Origin of the sequence: Solimonas sp. SE-A11 (assembly GCF_030345715.1) — a bacterium.
Classification (GTDB): domain Bacteria; phylum Pseudomonadota; class Gammaproteobacteria; order Nevskiales; family Nevskiaceae; genus Solimonas_A.
In genome coordinates this window covers 20,191-35,198 of record NZ_JAUASX010000006.1, presented here as the reverse complement: position 1 = coordinate 35,198, position 15,008 = coordinate 20,191, and the positions used below count along the sequence as shown (strand labels likewise).

16 protein-coding genes are annotated in these 15,008 nt (G+C 67.6%); 6 read left to right on the top strand and 10 right to left on the bottom strand.

Annotation, left to right across the window (positions count from 1 at the left end):
• Positions 1–3: 3 nt before the first annotated feature.
• On the bottom strand, positions 4–408 hold the full coding sequence (locus QT386_RS08655) for a DoxX family protein (RefSeq protein WP_289273347.1): 405 nt from the start codon (positions 406–408) through the stop codon (positions 4–6).
• A gap of 50 nt (positions 409–458) precedes the next feature.
• Positions 459–1,061, bottom strand: coding sequence for an FMN-dependent NADH-azoreductase (locus tag QT386_RS08650; protein WP_289273346.1), 603 nt, complete (start codon positions 1,059–1,061; stop codon positions 459–461).
• A 100-nt stretch (positions 1,062–1,161) separates the two neighbouring features.
• On the opposite strand from QT386_RS08650, the gene QT386_RS08645 reads away from it, so the two are divergent.
• Together QT386_RS08645 and QT386_RS08640 are read left to right on the top strand one after the other, a co-directional pair.
• Positions 1,162–2,094 carry a LysR family transcriptional regulator gene (locus QT386_RS08645; RefSeq protein ID WP_289273345.1) on the top strand — a complete coding sequence of 311 codons (933 nt, stop codon included), beginning with the start codon at positions 1,162–1,164 and terminating at the stop codon, positions 2,092–2,094.
• 176 nt (positions 2,095–2,270) lie between these two features.
• Positions 2,271–3,299, top strand: a complete 1,029-nt coding sequence (locus QT386_RS08640; RefSeq protein WP_289273344.1) for a hypothetical protein — start codon at positions 2,271–2,273, stop codon at positions 3,297–3,299.
• 41 nt (positions 3,300–3,340) lie between these two features.
• Here the strand turns inward: QT386_RS08640 and QT386_RS08635 are convergent, their stop codons facing one another.
• The 3 genes from QT386_RS08635 to QT386_RS08625 all read right to left on the bottom strand — a co-directional run bounded on the left by QT386_RS08635 (position 3,341) and on the right by QT386_RS08625 (position 6,708).
• Positions 3,341–4,552 carry a diguanylate cyclase gene (locus tag QT386_RS08635; RefSeq protein WP_289273343.1) on the bottom strand — a complete coding sequence of 404 codons (1,212 nt, stop codon included), beginning with the start codon at positions 4,550–4,552 and terminating at the stop codon, positions 3,341–3,343.
• Between the two features lie 119 nt (positions 4,553–4,671).
• Complete coding sequence (locus QT386_RS08630; RefSeq protein ID WP_289273342.1) at positions 4,672–5,418, bottom strand: SDR family oxidoreductase; 747 nt, start codon at positions 5,416–5,418, stop codon at positions 4,672–4,674.
• Positions 5,419–5,496: 78 nt separating this feature from the next.
• Entirely contained in the window at positions 5,497–6,708 is a 1,212-nt protein-coding gene (locus QT386_RS08625; RefSeq protein WP_289273341.1) for an iron-containing alcohol dehydrogenase, read from the bottom strand.
• A gap of 240 nt (positions 6,709–6,948) precedes the next feature.
• On the opposite strand from QT386_RS08625, the gene QT386_RS08620 reads away from it, so the two are divergent.
• Positions 6,949–7,545, top strand: coding sequence for an outer membrane beta-barrel protein (locus QT386_RS08620; protein WP_289273340.1), 597 nt, complete (start codon positions 6,949–6,951; stop codon positions 7,543–7,545).
• A gap of 43 nt (positions 7,546–7,588) precedes the next feature.
• Here the strand turns inward: QT386_RS08620 and QT386_RS08615 are convergent, their stop codons facing one another.
• Together QT386_RS08615 and QT386_RS08610 are read right to left on the bottom strand one after the other, a co-directional pair.
• On the bottom strand, positions 7,589–9,034 hold the full coding sequence (locus QT386_RS08615) for an aldehyde dehydrogenase family protein (RefSeq protein WP_289273339.1): 1,446 nt from the start codon (positions 9,032–9,034) through the stop codon (positions 7,589–7,591).
• A gap of 76 nt (positions 9,035–9,110) precedes the next feature.
• Positions 9,111–10,151: a M14 family zinc carboxypeptidase gene (locus QT386_RS08610; protein WP_289273338.1), complete on the bottom strand. Its 1,041-nt coding sequence runs from the start codon at positions 10,149–10,151 to the stop codon at positions 9,111–9,113.
• A gap of 143 nt (positions 10,152–10,294) precedes the next feature.
• On the opposite strand from QT386_RS08610, the gene QT386_RS08605 reads away from it, so the two are divergent.
• Complete coding sequence (locus QT386_RS08605; protein ID WP_289273337.1) at positions 10,295–10,984, top strand: hypothetical protein; 690 nt, start codon at positions 10,295–10,297, stop codon at positions 10,982–10,984.
• 92 nt (positions 10,985–11,076) lie between these two features.
• Here the strand turns inward: QT386_RS08605 and QT386_RS08600 are convergent, their stop codons facing one another.
• Together QT386_RS08600 and tesB are read right to left on the bottom strand one after the other, a co-directional pair.
• Complete coding sequence (locus QT386_RS08600; protein WP_289273336.1) at positions 11,077–12,015, bottom strand: alpha/beta fold hydrolase; 939 nt, start codon at positions 12,013–12,015, stop codon at positions 11,077–11,079.
• 26 nt (positions 12,016–12,041) lie between these two features.
• Complete coding sequence (gene tesB / locus QT386_RS08595) at positions 12,042–12,923, bottom strand: acyl-CoA thioesterase II (protein WP_289273335.1); 882 nt, start codon at positions 12,921–12,923, stop codon at positions 12,042–12,044.
• 78 nt (positions 12,924–13,001) lie between these two features.
• Between tesB and QT386_RS08590 the strand changes: the two genes are divergently transcribed.
• Positions 13,002–13,253, top strand: a complete 252-nt coding sequence (locus QT386_RS08590; RefSeq protein WP_289273334.1) for a YkgJ family cysteine cluster protein — start codon at positions 13,002–13,004, stop codon at positions 13,251–13,253.
• A 63-nt stretch (positions 13,254–13,316) separates the two neighbouring features.
• Here QT386_RS08590 and QT386_RS08585 read toward each other — a convergent pair whose 3' ends face one another.
• Positions 13,317–14,267, bottom strand: a complete 951-nt coding sequence (locus QT386_RS08585) for a class I SAM-dependent methyltransferase (protein ID WP_289273333.1) — start codon at positions 14,265–14,267, stop codon at positions 13,317–13,319.
• A gap of 57 nt (positions 14,268–14,324) precedes the next feature.
• On the opposite strand from QT386_RS08585, the gene QT386_RS08580 reads away from it, so the two are divergent.
• Positions 14,325–14,981, top strand: a complete 657-nt coding sequence (locus QT386_RS08580; RefSeq protein WP_289273332.1) for an MOSC domain-containing protein — start codon at positions 14,325–14,327, stop codon at positions 14,979–14,981.
• Positions 14,982–15,008: the final 27 nt, after the last annotated feature.

Genomic DNA, 15,008 nt, shown 5'->3' with positions numbered 1-15,008 from the left:
GGCTTACGTTGTCCCGAACAGCTTGGCGTCGAGGCTCAGACGTCCGGCTCCATTGGCGACCAGGAACAGGAAGCCGCCGGCGATTGCCAGGTTCTTCGCGAACATGATTTGCTGGATCTGGTCGGCGCTGCCGCCGTGGAAGATCACACCCGAGGCGACGCTGAATACCGCCAGGCCCAGTGCCGCCAGGCGCGTCAGCAGGCCCAGTACGATGGCGATGCCGCCGCCGAGCTCTGCGAAGATCACCAGGGGCAGCAGCGCGCCCGGCACGCCCATCGATTCCATGTAGCCCTGCGTGGCGGCGTAGCCGCCGATCTTGCTGTAGCCGGCACTGACGAAGATCGCGGCGATCAGCAGGCGGCCCAGCAGGACCAGCGGATCCTTGAAGCGGTCGAAGAAAGCGTTCATGACAGTTCTCCTTGATGCTTGTTGTTGGCAGGGGGATCCCCGTCCGGAGCTTACGCCGCCAGGCGGTCGATCTGCTCGCGGGCCTTCCCCAGGGCGCCCTCGCGGCTCTCGTCCGAGATCGCCAGGCCCTCGGCGTAGACGAATTCCACGTCCTCGATACCGATGAAGCGCAGGAAGTCGCGGATGTAGCCGGTCTGCGTGTCCAGGGCCGTGCCGGCATAGATGCCGCCGCGGGTGGCGAACACATAGGCCTTCTTGCCCTTCACCAGGCCTTCCGGACCGTTAGCGGTGTAGCGGAAGGTCTGGCCGGCGCGGGCCACGTGGTCGATCCAGCTCTTCAGCTGCGAGGGCACGCCGAAGTTGTACAGCGGCAGGCCCAGCACGATTACGTCGGCGCGCTTCAGCTCGGCGATCAGGGCGTCGGAGTAGGCCACCACGGCCTGCTGCTCGGCGGTGCGCTCTTCCGGCTTGGCGATGAAGGCGCCGAAACGGGCGCCGTCCAGGTGGGGAACCGGCTCGGCGGCCAGGTCTCGGACCGTGACGCGGGCGCCGTCCTGGGCGGCGACGAAGCGGGCAGCCAGACGGCTCGACTGGCTGTTCTCACCGTTCAGGCTGGTGTTGATCTGCAGGATGTTGCGGGTCTGGTTGCTCATGTCTTCACTCCGTTGTTGCTTTGGGGTGAGGCCATTAAACAATTGCGTGATTCGATGAAAAAGCAGATATTTTCGGCTTTATATATCGAATGGATTGATAATGCATCCGAAAATCAGCCTGGAACAATGGCGTGCGCTCGCCACCGTGGTGGAGGCGGGCGGTTATGCCCAGGCCTCGGAGCAGCTTCACAAGACCCAGTCCTCGGTCAGCTACGCCGTGCAGAAGATCGAGCGCTTGCTGGGCCTCAAGGCCTTCAGCATCGAGGGGCGCAAGGCCGTGCTGACCCCGGCGGGGCAGGTGCTGTATCGCCGCGCACGCGCCCTGCTGGACGAGGCCATGGCGCTGGAGACCGGCGCGGCCAGCCTGGCCGCCGGCTGGGAGCCGGAGGTACGGCTGGCGGCGGAGATCGTCTTCCCAACCTGGGCGCTGCTGCGCTGCTTCGAGCAGTTCGCCCAGGAGCAGCCGCAGACGCGCATCCAGCTCCACGAGAGCGTACTTGGCGGCACCGACGAGCTGCTGATCGAACGGCGGGTGGATTTCGCCATCGCCGGGCACGTGCCGCAAGGCTTTGTCGGCGACGCGCTGATCCGCATGAACTTCATCGCCGCCGCGCATCCGGACCATCCGCTGCACCGCCTGGGTCGCGAGATCGACTACCGCGATCTGCGCAAGCATCGCCAGCTGGTGATCCGCGACAGCGCGCAGCAGCGCATCCGCGAGGCCGGTAGCTGGCAGGAGGCAGAGCAGCGCTATACCTTCAGCAACAAGGCCACCTCCATCGCCGCCGCCTGCCGGGGACTGGGCTTCTCCTGGTATCCGGAGGAGACCATCCGCAACGAGTTGGCGCGCGGGGAGCTCAAGCCCCTGCCGCTGCGCGAGGGCCGCGAGCGCTTCCTGCAGCTCTACCTGGTGTTCGCGGATCGTGACTATCCCGGCCGCGCCGCCTGGCGCCTGGCCGAGATCATCCGCGACACCACGGCGACCCTGTGCACGCAGGAGGCTGCGGCACAGCCGGCATCGCCGTTAAGCTAGGGCCTGTCGGGCCCCGCTTCGGGCCGCGCCGACAGAACTGCGAATCGGAACGGACCGCGGCGGCCCGGTAAGCTTGGCCGCTGCCGCCGGACGCAGGCCTGGGCCGCCATGGCGCATTCCGTGCTGCATATGCAGTACGGCCATCAGTTTCTGAAGAGGATCACGTGAAGAGTTGGGTGACGGCCTGCCTGTTGGCGATGCTCGTGGCCTGGGCGGGCTTGTACAGCGCTCCGGCCGCGGCCGCGTTCTACAAGTGCCGCGACGCCAAGGGCGACATTTACTTCACCGACAAGGGTTGCGCGCCGAGCAATCCCGGCGCCGCGCGCCCGTCGGCGGGCGAGGCGCCTCCTGCCGAAGCGTCTGCTGCTACCACGACTCCCACGGTGCCTGTCGCCGCTGCCGTGGCGCCTGCTGCGGCACCGCAGGCCCCGCCCGTGGCCGCGCCGGAGCCGGCGGCGGTGCCGGTGAGCCCGCAATTCCAGCCGGTGAGGCCCGCAAGCCGCATCGAGCCCCTGGCGCCCGAGCCCGGCAGCGGTGCCCGTGGCGAAGCCGGAGCGCTCACCGGCAGCGAGCGGGCCGCCGGCGCTCCCGCCGAGCCCCTGCGTCCGCGCAAGGTGGCGTCGGTGCGCTGGTGGGCGGTGGGCCTGGGCCTGTTCCTGCTGATGGTGACGCACGCCTGGATGATCGTGATCGCCTTCCGTGCCGGCTCCACGGCCTGGGGTGTCGCGCTCATCGTGGCCTCTCCGGTGAGCAACTTCCTCTACCTGATAACCCATTTCCGCAAGGCTGGCTGGCCCTCGCTGGTGGGAATCGCCGCCATTGCGTCGCTGGCCTACGTCTACGTGCCGCCGGCCGACCTGATCGAGACCGCGGACAGTTACCTGACCACGCGCGGCAGCACCGATCTGTCCGATCGCAAGCCGCGCATCATCTTCACGCGCAAGGAGACGGTCTGCCTCAAGACCATCATCCGCTGGGACGGCACGCTCGAGAACTGGTGGGTGGGGCGCAACCAGGATGTGACCTGGACCTGGTACACCGGTGACCAGCCCAAGGCCAATCACAGCGTGAAGATCGATTTCGACCGCACACCCTTCGTGCTGTTGGGATACCTGCCCGCCGGCGACCTGGGTCGCGGCAAGCATCGCGTGGAGCTGCGCATCAACGATGAGCTGTTCGACCGCCGCGAGTTCGAGGTGAAGTAGCGGAGAGCACGCGGGCCGCGCGCTGCTCGCGCGGACCGTCCTCAGGACTGGCGCCGACCGAATTCACCGCGCACCACGTGCTGGTGCGGGTGGAAGTGCTCCGCCGCCTGGAGCCGCGCGCAGTCACGGCCTGCGGCCTTGGCCTCGTAGAGACGCTGGTCCGCATCCTGCAGCAGGGGCTCGGCCTGCTGGCCCGGAGTAGGGACCAGCCAGATGCCGCCGACGCTGGCGCTGAGCGGGATTTCCTGGCGCAGTTGCGGATTCTCCAGCGTGGTCTCGCGGATCATGTAGAGCAGGTTGCTGATCTGGTGCTCGAACTCCAGCGGCGTGATGTCGTACCACACCAGCACGAACTCCTCGCCGCCATAGCGTGCACGCAGATCCAGCGGACGGCGCGCGATCTGCTGCAGCACGCCGCCGATGCGCCGCAGCACCTGGTCGCCAAACAGGTGTCCCTGGGTATCGTTGATGCGCTTGAAATGATCCACGTCGAGCAATGCCACCGCCACCATGCACTGCTCGCGGGCCCCCTGCGACAGCACGCGCGGCAGCAGGCGGTTGAACTCGGCTCGCGTGGCCAGCCCGGTGAGGGGATCGCTGCGCGCCGAGGCGTAGGCGTAGCGCGCCGTGGCCCAGGCAATGCGGCCCAGCAGTTCGTGCGTGTAGGAGCCGGCTGCCGCGATCAGGCCCATGTAGCACAGGCTCAGCACCGTGGAGCCGGTCTGGGCGAAGCTGCTGGCGTAGTGCAACTCCAGGAAGATGCCGAGGCCGCAGAAAGCCAGGGCCGCGGGAATGACGCGGCGGCTGTCGAAGCCGCCGAACACCGACACCGCCACGATCGCCACCCCCAGCATTTCCGGCGGGAAGTTCATTTCACCGCGCAGGGCGAAGTAGCGCAGCAGCAGCACGCCGCCCCAGAAACCCAGGATGCCGATGCTCTGCGCCGTCTCCACCAGCAGCCGCGATCCGCGCCGCAGGGCCGTCGCCACCAGGGCGACCAGCACCGCCGGCAGCACCACGCCCATGACGATCGGCAACAGCATCGGGCGGATGGTGGCCGCGGGCAACCACAGCAGTTCCAGGAACAGCGGGGCGAGGCCGAAGCCCATCGCGCCGATGGCGAACAGGATCAGGCGCGGGAGCCGGTAGCGGGCACGGTGGGATCGCCGGAACTCCGTTTCCAGTTCTCGCGTGAAGCGCAGGCGGTACGCATCGACCCTCCGCGCCCGCTCGAGTTGTTCCAGTTCTGACATTACTACTCCCCGAGTTCCGATTCTACGGAGGCGGGGGCGCAAGGGATTCACCCTAAAGGCTATTTACCATCCAAATTAGTTAATTTTAATTAAAAATAAAAATTAATTTAAATAAAAAATCACGAATAGATCATCTTGCGAGTCATACCGCCGTCCGCCAGGTAATGTGCGCCGGTGATGAATCCGGCCTCCGGCGAGAGCAGGAAGCGCACCAGCGCGGCGATGTCCTCCGGCCGACCGACGCGGCCGGAGGGGTGCTGCGCATGATCCTGGGGGGAGAGCTTCGGCGGCCTGCGCCGGTCCGGCCGCTGCCAGGCATCGGTCGCGACCCAACCCGGGCTGACGCAGTTCACCCGCACGCCGGGGCCCAGGCTGATCGCCAGGGCATGGGCTAGCGCCACCACGCCGCCCTTGCTGGCGCCGTAGGCCTCCCAGTCCGGTTCCGACATCAGCGCGCGAGAGGAGCCGATCAGCACCATCGCGCCGCGGCTCCTTTTCAGCTTCGGCGCGGCATGCTTGGCCAGCAGGAAGGGCGCGTCCAGGTTCACGGCCTGCACGCGGCGCCATTGCTGCAATGTCAGGCGGGTCACCGGCTTGTGGATCGAGATGCCGGTATTGGCCACCGCGGCATGCAGGCCCCGGCCGAGCTTCTGTGCCTGGCTCACGGCGCGGCGCACGTCGGCCTCGCTGGCGGCGTCGCCGTGCAGGAAATGCGCCTGCGGGCCCAGCTCCTTCTCCGTGGCGCGACCGGCCACTCGGTCGTTGTCGAGCAGCAGCACTTGCATGCCGGCCTGTACCAGGCTGGTGCAGATCGCCTTGCCGATGCCCTGGGCGCCGCCGGTGACCAGCGCGGAGTAGTTCTCCATCGGGATCTCCAAAAAGAAAAGGCTGCGCCGGGGAAGCCCGGCGCAGCCTTTCATGGACCGCGGTGCGTCGGTGGCGGTTCAGCCCGGCAGCATCTTGCCGATCACGCCCTCGCAGGTCGGCTTGTCCATGTAGCGCGGCACGGCATAGGTCCAGTGCGCTTCCTTCAGCGCCGCCGTGGCGATCGCCGGGATGTCGGAGGCCTTGAGCTTCTCCACCGTGGTGGGGATGCCGAACTCGGCGTTCATCGCGCGGATCTTGGCGATGAAGGCATCGGCCAGCTGCGCGTCGGTTTCGCCGCCCTGCTTGAGGCCGCTGACCTCGGCCAGCTTGGCCAGGCGTGCGGTGCATTCCGGCTTGGAGTAGTCCAGCACGTACGGCATGACGATGGCGTTGGCCAGGCCGTGCGGCACGTGGTAGTACGCGCCGAAGTTGTGGGCGATGGCATGCACGTAGCCCACGCCCGCGCTGGTGAAGGCGACGCCGGCCTTGAACGAGGCCAGGGCCATGTTGGCGCGGCCTTCCAGGTCCTGGCCGTTCTTCACCACCTTCTGCAGGTTCTGCATGATCAGGCGGGTGGCCTCCAGGGCCTCGGCATCGGTGGCGGGGAAGTGGTTGTTCGACACGTAGGCTTCCACCGCGTGCGTCAGCGCGTCCATGCCGGTGGCGGCGGTGATGTGCGGCGGCAGGCCGACCATCAGCTGCGCGTCCAGCGCGGCGGCGGTGGGAATCAGGCGCGGGTCCATGATCGCGAACTTGCGGGTGTTCTCCGGATCGGACACCACGGCGGCGATGGTCACCTCCGAGCCGGTGCCGGCGGTGGTGGGCACCGCGTACAGCGTCAGCGGCCGGAAGATCAGGCGGAACAGGCCGCCCATCCAACGGATCGGGTGCGGGTTGGTGGCACGCGCGCCGATCACCTTGGCGGCGTCGATCGACGAGCCGCCGCCCACCGCCAGGATCGCGCTGCAGTGCTCGCGCTTGAGCAGGGCCAGGCCGGTCTCGATCTGCGCGATGGTCGGGTTGGGCTCCACGCCGTCGTAGATCACCGTGATCACGCCCTTCTGCTTCAGGCGCTCCAGCATCGGGTTGAGCAGGCCCAGCTTCATCAGCACGGCGTCGGTCACCACCAGCAGCTTGGTCACGCCGGTACCGGCGATGTGGTCGCAGAGCTGCAGGGAGGAGCCGGCGCCGCTGAACAGCTGCGGCTTGCCGAAATTGAGGATCCGGGTTCCGATCAGCAGGAACGCCATGAGAATCTTGAAAAACAGGACCTGGAGTTGGAACAGCATTGCGGGCTCTCGTCTGGTTCTAGGATGGCTGGCGGGCCGTGAGCGGCCTCTGGGCGGCCTGCGGGCAGGCCTTGAGGAGCGAACTATGCCGCATCTGGCGCCGGGTTTTGCATGCCATCGTCGGCTGGCAAAGTAACCTGAACGTATCGTCAGGTTTTTGAAGGGAATTCCCGTTGATATAGTCGCCACGCCTGCCGGGGGGCGGGCCCTTGCATCACTTTCTTTTTACCTGGGGGAATCATGCGTAGCATCCTGAAGATCGCAGGCCTGGCGCTGGCCGGCGCACTCATGGCCGGGCCTGTGTCGGCTCAGCAGCCACCGCCACCGCCGCAGGCTTGGCAGCCGCAGCCGGCCAAGTTCGGCTTCGTGGTGGGCGGCGCGCTGGAGTTCGGCGGCGATGACGTGGCCACGGTCCTGTTCACCAATGGCGACACCCAGGACGTGAAGGCCGGACAGGGCCTGGGCGTCGATGCCGGCGTTTATTACCGCTTCGCCGAGTCACCGTTCTCGGTTCGCGGCACGATCGGCTTCAAGTTCGTCACCACCCAGGCGGAGAACGCCGACATCAACATGCGCCGAATCCCGCTGCAGCTGGTGGGCAGCTACCACCTCGACAACGGCGCGCGTCTGGGCATCGGCGTGGTACGGCACAACGGCATCAAGTTCGACGCCGACGGTATCGGCGACAACCTCGATTTCGACGATGCCACGGGCTATACCATCGAAGCTGGCTGGAAGTGGGTGCTGCTGAGCTACACCGGCATGGACTACACCGATGAGTTTGGCCAGGAGTACAGCGCCGACAACTTCGGCGTGAAGATGGTTATGGAGTTCTGATCGCATCGCAGGACACGGCCATGGCGGCCGTGTCCTGCGCAACTCAGCGCGCGATCTCCTTGGATCGCAGCACCATCATCTTGCGCACCTGCATGTCGTGGATCGTGTGCGGGATGCCGCCCACGCCATGGCCCGACACGCGCAGGCCTGCGAAGGGCATCCAGTCCACGCGGAAGGCCGTGTGATCGTTGATCATCACCGCCGAGGCTTCCAGTCGGTGATAGCAGCGCAGCGCGGTGTCCAGCGAGCGCGTGAACACGGCGGCCTGGAAGGCCACCGGCAGGCTGTTGGCGCGCTCGATGGCCTGGTCGATGGAGTCGACGCTGTAGACGCAGACCACCGGACCGAATACCTCCTGCGTCGACACCCGGGCGGTCTTGGGCGGGTCCAGCAGCACGGTCGGGGCATACATCGTCTCCGACATCGGCTGGCCGCCACAGAGCACCTGGGCGCCGCCCGCCACGGCTTCTTCCACCCAGTCGTGGATGCGGCGCGTCTCCGCGGGGTCGATCAGCGGGCCGATCTCGGTCTCCGGCAGCGTTGGATCGCCCACGATCATCTTCTGCGCCAGCCGGGCCAGTTCGTCGGCAAAATGACCGGCGATGCCACGGTCCACGAATACCCGCTGCACCGACACGCAGACCTGCCCGGCATGGTAGAAGCCGCCCTTGGCGATCAGCGGCAGGGCCGCGGCGATGTCGGCGTCGCCGGCCAGTACCACCGGGGCCACGCCGCCATGCTCCAGCGCACAGCGTGCACCGGGTGCCAGCTTCGAGCGCAGATCCCAGCCCACCTTGGCGCTGCCGATGAAGCTGAGGAAGGCCACTCGCGGGTCGCTTGCCATCTTGGTGGTCAGCTCGTTGTTCTCCGGGATCAGCGGCAGGCACCACTCCTCCGGCAGGCCGGCCTCGCGCAGGATCTCGATGAAGCGCAGGCAGGTCAGCGGCGTGGCCTTGGCGGGTTTCACGATCACCGGGCAGCCAGCGGCGATCGCCGGGCCCACCTGGTGGGCGATCAGGTTCAGCGGATGGTTGAAGGCCGAGATCGCCACCACCACGCCGGTCGGCTCGGTCTGGGTGAAGGCCATGCGATTGGCGCTGGAGGCGGTGGTACCCATCGGGATCACCTCGCCGGCCTGCGTGCGCAGCGTCTCCACGCAGATCTTCAGCGAGTCGGCGGCGCGGGCCACCTCCACTCGCGAGTCGATCAGCGGTTTGCCGCCCTCTCGGGCCGCTTCCACCGCCAGGCGTTCGCCGCGGGCCAGCAGGATCGAGGAGGCCTCCTCCAGGATCGCGATGCGCTTGGCCAGCGGCAGCCAGCCGTCACGGTTGCGATACAGGCTGTAGGCGGTCTTCAGGGCGTGTTCCACCACCTTGGCGTCAGCCGTGGCGACCTCGCCAATCGCCGTGCGGTCGAAGGGTGCGCGCACGAGCAGGGGTTCCGACTTGGTCGAAACACCGGGAACCAACAGTCCATAGCGATGGGGCATGAGCGATTTCTCCAGCAAGGGCCGGAGCTTAGCTCAGCGGGAAGGTTGGCGGCACCGCCCCGGGGCAGGGCCGGCCCTACTGGTCCTCGTAACTCAGGATCGAGGGCCAGTAGTCGATCGCGGCCTGATTCAGCAGCCGGCGCTGTTCCCCCTCCGGCCGCCAGCGCTGGTGCGACACCGCCGCCCGCAGCAGGAATTCGAACAGCGTCAGGTGGCGGCGCAGGGTGCGCTGCAGGCGGTGCGGCATGATCGGGTTGAAGATGCCCAGCGGCCGGAAGATCTGCTTGGGATTCTTCTTCAGCCACAGCCAGGAGCCCATTTCCAGGGTCAGCGGCAGGAACAGGCGCTGCGGCTGCTCGCGCGAGCGATCGTAGAGGTAATCCCATAGATCGCCGTGCGTGGTGTAGTGGCGCGCCTGCGGCTCGATCACGTAGATGTTGTGATGCGGGTGGGTGGCGCGGAACAGGCTGCGCAGGGCGTACAGCTCGCCCAGGCAGTCGATCGGCCGCGCGGTGCGGGCGTAGGGGAACCAGATCTGGTCGCGCACGCCGAAGCCGGAATGGCAGTCCAGCGCCAGGCTGAAGGATTGCGTCAGCATGCGCTCCTCGACCACGCGGCACATCGCCGCCGCCTCGGGCTGCATCGGCTCCCCGGGCTTGCCGCGGAACCAGGGCAGTCGCGGCGACAGGCGGTGTCCGCCCAGCAGCGGATGAGGGTCTTCGGCATCCACCGGAGCATTGCGCATCAGGTCCACGCCGGCCGGGTTGGCGCGGGTCTCGGCCAGCATGCCACCCGGGTTGATCAGCGGCATGAACAGCAGGCGCACGCGCCGCAGGCTGTGGTCCAGTTCCTCGTCCCAGCGCAGGCGCTCCACCAGGGTATGCAGGTAGGCCAGCAACACCTGGGTGCCGATGCGTTCCACGCCATGGATGCCGCCGAAGAAGCCCACCACCGGCACGTCCGGATCGCGCGAGCCCAGTTCCAGGCAGTGGATCGGCCAGCGGTGGCCGCCGTAGTCCGCCTGGCAGACCACCTCGCTGCGCAGCGCCGGGCCGGCACGGCCGATCAGGGTTTCCAGTTCATCCAGTTCGCGCAGGGCGAGGGAGGGCTTGCTCATGCCGCGCAGATTGCTACAGATGAGTGACGCTGGCGTGACACCGCCGGTCGGTGCGGACGCTACCGAGGGCGTGCCGGCGGCTGGCGATGGCCCGCTACTTGCAGCAGCGAAGAAAAGGCTTGGTAGGCGTCAGGGAGGTTGATATGACGATGCAGATGCCCGATTTCGCCCGGCTGGGTCCGCCGGCTTTCGAGGAAAAGGACCTGAGGTTCCTGTTCGAGCACTTCCCGGTGCCCGGCGTGGACCTGGAGGAGGCCGTGCGACTGGCGCTGGAGCGTCCGACCACGCTGGAGTCGCTGCTGGAGAGCGACTACGTCCACGCCGCCATCCGCGACCGCCAGCTGCGCTGGCTGGAGATATCGCCGAAGCTCTACTTCAACGTGCTGCTGCGGCGTTCATTGCCCGACGCTCGCAATGCCGACACACGGCGCTCGGTGCACTATCTGTCCAACCTGCTGGGGCTGTTCGTGCGCAGCGAGCGTGTCTGCCGCGTGCAGGCCGACGAGGAGCAGAGCTACCATTACCTCGTGGACCTGGTGCAGGAGGCGGCGCAGGCGGGGCCGGAGCGTGGCTTCTACGTGCAGTCGCACATCGGCAACTACGCCCTGTGGCTGGCCGGCATCTGCCGGCCGTGGATCGACCACCGCTACCGCTACAAGCGGCGGCCGGTGGATCTCGGCTACTACTGCAAGATGGGGCGTGGCTACTACGCCACGGCCTCGAGACATCGCATAGCGGAACAGCTCGGGCTCAGGCCCGTGTTCCAGGACCTGGCGCGTCGCTTCGACTACTACCGTGGAGGCCTGGAGAAGATGGCCGGGAATTGGGCGTGACGTCGCGCTTTGGCGATGCCTGAATGGCATCGCCTGCGACGGCACGCGGGCGGCCATGGATGGCAATACCGTTTTCTTGAAGCTTGCAGCCCCTACTTCGGCAGTCCCTCGCGGAACTTCACGTACCGCTCCGCCACCACTTGCGGCGCTTCCATCATCGGCAGGTGGCCGATGCCCTGCATCATTTCCAGCTGCGAGTTGGGCAGCAGCTGCTTCCAGATCAGGCCATCGCCCGGATCCACCGCGCGGTCGCCATCGCCGAATACGATCAGCGCCGGTACCGGCAGGTCCTTGATCTTGTCGTTGACGGCGTACTCGCCCCAGTGCTCGATCAGGTTGCGGAAGATGCGCGTGTGCAGCGTGTAGTTGGCCACGGCCTGCTCCGCCAGCACGTGCCGCACGCTGCCGGGGATGAAGGGGCGCTGCACCATCACGAAGTCGAGCACCTTCTCGAAGTCCTCCGGCTTCTGCGAGAACAGCAGGTATTCGCCGCGGTCGTAGGCCTGGCGTACCTCGGTGCGCTTGCCGCCGTCGGTGCCGGCCGCTCCCAGCAACCACAGGCTGGCGGCCTTGTCCGGGTACTTGCCTGCGTAGCTCGCCACGATCCAGCCGCCCATCGAGCTGCCGCCGAAGTGCGCGCGCGGCAGTGCCAGCGCCTCCATGATCTCGTCCAGGCGTTCCACCTGGGCGGGAATGCCGTAGTCGGCCTGTTCGGGCTTGGAGCTCTCGCCGAAGCCGGGCAGGTCGATGGCGATCACGCGGTAGTGCGGCGTCAGCCAGCGCGCGGCGCGGGTGAAGTTGTCCTTGTCGGCGCCGATGCCGTGCACCAGCACCAGCGGCTCGCCGCTGCCGCCTTCGAGGTAGGCAATCTCGAAGCCCGGGATCTTCAGCGTCCTGGCTTCCAGCTTGGCCTGCGAGCGCTCCAGCGCCATGCCCCAGCGCGTCGCCTGCTCGGGGAAATAGCGGTCCAGGGCGAACAGGCCGCCGGCGAGCAGGGCCAGTACCACGAGCAGGCCGATCAGGAAGCGCATGGGGATCTCCGTATCTGGTTGTTGTTCTATGGCGCGGCGGGCGTGTCGACCACGCGCATCAGGCTTTCCTGCGTGGCGCTGGCCACGAGGCGGCCCTGGCGGTCGAAGATCAGCCCACGCGAGAAGCCGCGTGCCGCCTGCGCCGAGGGCGAGTCCATCGAGTACAGCAGCCAGTCGTCCACGCGCACATCGCGGTGGAACCACAGCGCATGGTCGATGCTGGCCACGACCATGTCCTTTCGGAACCAGCCCATGCCGTGCGGCAGCAACGCCGTCGACAGGAAATTGAAGTCCGACGCGTAGGCCAGCACGCAGCGGTGCAGCAGCGGATCGTCGGGCAGGCGGCCGGCCGCGCGGAACCAGATGTGCTGCACCGGCTCGCGCTTCTCCACCACCAGCGGATTCCAGGGATGCACCGGCTTGAACTCGATCGGCACCTTGCGCAGCAGGGTGTTGCGCGTGCGCTCGCCGACATCCGGGGCCTGGCGAAGCCATTCCTCGGCGCATTCCAGCAGCGTCGGCAGTTCCTCCGGCGGAGTCACCTGCGGCATCTGCGCCTGGTGGTCCAGGCCGCCTTCTTCCTTCTGGAACGAGGCGATCAGCGCCAGGATCGGCTGGCCGTGCTGGATGGCGTGGACGCGGCGCGTGCTGAAGCTGCGGCCGTCGCGCACCCGTTCCACCTCGTAGACGATCGGCTGGGCCATGTCGCCGGGACGCAGGAAGTAGGCATGCAGCGAATGCGGTACTTGGTGCTCCACCGTGCGGTTGGCCGCCACCAGGGCCTGGCCGATGACCTGGCCGCCGAACACGCTCTTGCCGCCCAGGTCACGGGACTGGCCGCGGTAGATGTTCTGTTCGATGGTTTCCAGGTCGAGCAGGCCGACGAGGTCCGAGAGAATGCTGTTCATGGGGGGAGCCGCGCGGGGTGATAAAATTCCAGCACCGCCAAGGCTAAGCCAAAAGGGCCATTTCACCAAGTGTCGTCAATGACTTGCCGTTCGGGTTGCGGGGCCTGCTGCACCGCGCCCTCGATCTCCTCGCCGATCCCCGGCATGCCGCAGGGCAAGCCGGCGGGAGTGCGCTGCGTGCAGCTCATGGACGACCTGCGCTGCGCGATCTTCGGCGATCCGCGCCGCCCGGCGGTCTGTGGCGGGCTCAAGCCGAGCGCGGAGATGTGCGGCGGTTCGCGCGACGAGGCGATGGCGTATCTGATGCGGCTGGAAGCGCTGACGTCGTGATGTAGGAGCACGCCTGCTGGCGACCGCTAGGCTCCAGTCGCCGGCAAGCCGGCTCCCGCAGGCCTAGACCTCCACCCGCCCCCTGAAACTGTCCTGCACCTGCTCGGCCACGACCTTGCCGCCGCGCAGCTGCCGCGTCTTCCAGCCCAGCCGCACGCCCACGTCGGGGCGCGTATCGCAGCTCAGCGTCAGTTCCAGTTGGTCGTCCGGGGCCAGCTCCAGCGGCGACAGCAGCGGCAGGTAGATCTGGTCCCAGTGCGTGGCTGGTGCGAACGGCGAGGTGGAGAGGTCGATGCCGGGCAGCAGCTCGCAGACCCACCACAGCGCGAGGCCCTCCACGCGTGCCGCGGGCAGGTCGACGGCCTTCCAGCGCAGCGTCGCGTTGCGGCGGCTGTCGGTGGCCTTGGCCTGGGGCCGCAGGTCCAGGTCGTCCCAGAGCTGGCCGGTGTCGCGGGCGCCGAGGTCGGCAGGCAGCACGGTCTTCACGTACATGTTGTTGAGCGACACCGTGCGCGCGGCGGAGAGATCCAGCTCGTAGCCGACCTGCGGCCAGATATCGATCTCCTGCTGCAGGCGCGGCGCCGTCACTGGCGCGGCGAACTGGCGCAGGCGCTCCGGCAGCACGCGGCCCTGGGGCTTGAGGTAGCGGCGCGCGTCGATCAGCGTCTCCAGCAGGCCCTCCTCCAGCGCGAAGTTGCCCAGCGTCTCCGACACCACCACGTCCACCTTCGGCGGCTTGCGGATCTCCGCCGAGTGCCCGCGCACGAAGCTGAGCTGGTCAATGCCGTTCTGCCGGGCCAGCTTCTGCGCCAGTTCCAGCATGCCGCTGTACTCGATCAGCGTGCAGTGCGCGGCGCCCAGGCGCCGCGCCAGGAAGCTGAGGAATCCGGTGCCGGCGCCGATGTCGGCCACGGTGGTCTTGCCCGGCACGATCAGCTGCCTCAGCGCCGCCTGGAAGGCGGCGTTGCGCGGCGCATCGCCCAGCAGCTTGCGGTGGAGTTCGATCTCGCTCACAGGGGGGTACCGGAAAATTTCATGCCCAATTTTCGCTGAATCCGCGAAAATGCGCAGATGCAGCTGCTCGTCTCCCATGTATTTGCCGGTTCGGTGCGCCCCATGCCGGATGACGGCCGGCCCACCGGCATCTTCAAGGAGCCCGTCGCCGGCCCGGTGGAGATCGGCCCCGAGGGCCTGCGGATCGACGCCCAGGCCGATCGCCGCGTGCACGGCGGCCCCGAGAAGGCCGTGCATCACTTCCCGCTGGAGAATCACCGCCGGCTGGCGGCGCAGTTCCCCGAGCAGGCGGCCGGCTTCGTCGCCGGCGGGCTGGGCGAGAACCTGTCGACCGAGGGTGCCGATGAGGCCGGAGTCTGCATCGGCGACGTCTTCACCTTCGGTTCGGTGCGCCTGCAGCTGTCGCAGCCGCGCAGCCCCTGCTGGAAGATCGACGCTCGCCACGGTCTGGAGGGCATCGCCATCTGGATCGCGCAGCAGGGCATCGCCGGCTGGTACTACCGCGTGCTGCAGCCGGGCCACGCCCAGGCCGGCGACAGCCTGCAGCTGCTGCAGCGCAACGCCGATGCGATCTCCCTGCGCGAGTTCTGGGCCACCCAGGCCGAGCATCGCCCCGCGCCCGAGGCCCTGCTGCGCCTGGCCGCCACGCCGGGCCTGAACCCGAACTGGGTAGCCAGGCTGCAGCGCCGCGCCGAATACCTGCGGACCCTGTGAAGAAAAAAGCCTTGGCCACGGAAGAAC

Bases quoted from the DNA above. Each gene is read 5' to 3' on its own strand.
- QT386_RS08630 (WP_289273342.1), bottom strand. From the start codon at position 5,418: ATGGAGAACTACTCCGCGCTGGTCACCGGCGGCGCCCAGGGCATCGGC.
- tesB (WP_289273335.1), bottom strand. From the start codon at position 12,923: ATGAACAGCATTCTCTCGGACCTCGTCGGCCTGCTCGACCTGGAAACC.
- QT386_RS08605 (WP_289273337.1), top strand. From the start codon at position 10,295: ATGACGATGCAGATGCCCGATTTCGCCCGGCTGGGTCCGCCGGCTTTC.
- QT386_RS08645 (WP_289273345.1), top strand. From the start codon at position 1,162: ATGCATCCGAAAATCAGCCTGGAACAATGGCGTGCGCTCGCCACCGTG.
- QT386_RS08615 (WP_289273339.1), bottom strand. From the start codon at position 9,034: ATGCCCCATCGCTATGGACTGTTGGTTCCCGGTGTTTCGACCAAGTCG.
- QT386_RS08655 (WP_289273347.1), bottom strand. From the start codon at position 408: ATGAACGCTTTCTTCGACCGCTTCAAGGATCCGCTGGTCCTGCTGGGC.
- QT386_RS08600 (WP_289273336.1), bottom strand. From the start codon at position 12,015: ATGCGCTTCCTGATCGGCCTGCTCGTGGTACTGGCCCTGCTCGCCGGC.
- QT386_RS08650 (WP_289273346.1), bottom strand. From the start codon at position 1,061: ATGAGCAACCAGACCCGCAACATCCTGCAGATCAACACCAGCCTGAAC.
- QT386_RS08625 (WP_289273341.1), bottom strand. From the start codon at position 6,708: ATGCTGTTCCAACTCCAGGTCCTGTTTTTCAAGATTCTCATGGCGTTC.
- QT386_RS08635 (WP_289273343.1), bottom strand. From the start codon at position 4,552: ATGTCAGAACTGGAACAACTCGAGCGGGCGCGGAGGGTCGATGCGTAC.
- QT386_RS08610 (WP_289273338.1), bottom strand. From the start codon at position 10,151: ATGAGCAAGCCCTCCCTCGCCCTGCGCGAACTGGATGAACTGGAAACC.
- QT386_RS08580 (WP_289273332.1), top strand. From the start codon at position 14,325: ATGCAGCTGCTCGTCTCCCATGTATTTGCCGGTTCGGTGCGCCCCATG.
- QT386_RS08590 (WP_289273334.1), top strand. From the start codon at position 13,002: ATGACTTGCCGTTCGGGTTGCGGGGCCTGCTGCACCGCGCCCTCGATC.
- QT386_RS08620 (WP_289273340.1), top strand. From the start codon at position 6,949: ATGCGTAGCATCCTGAAGATCGCAGGCCTGGCGCTGGCCGGCGCACTC.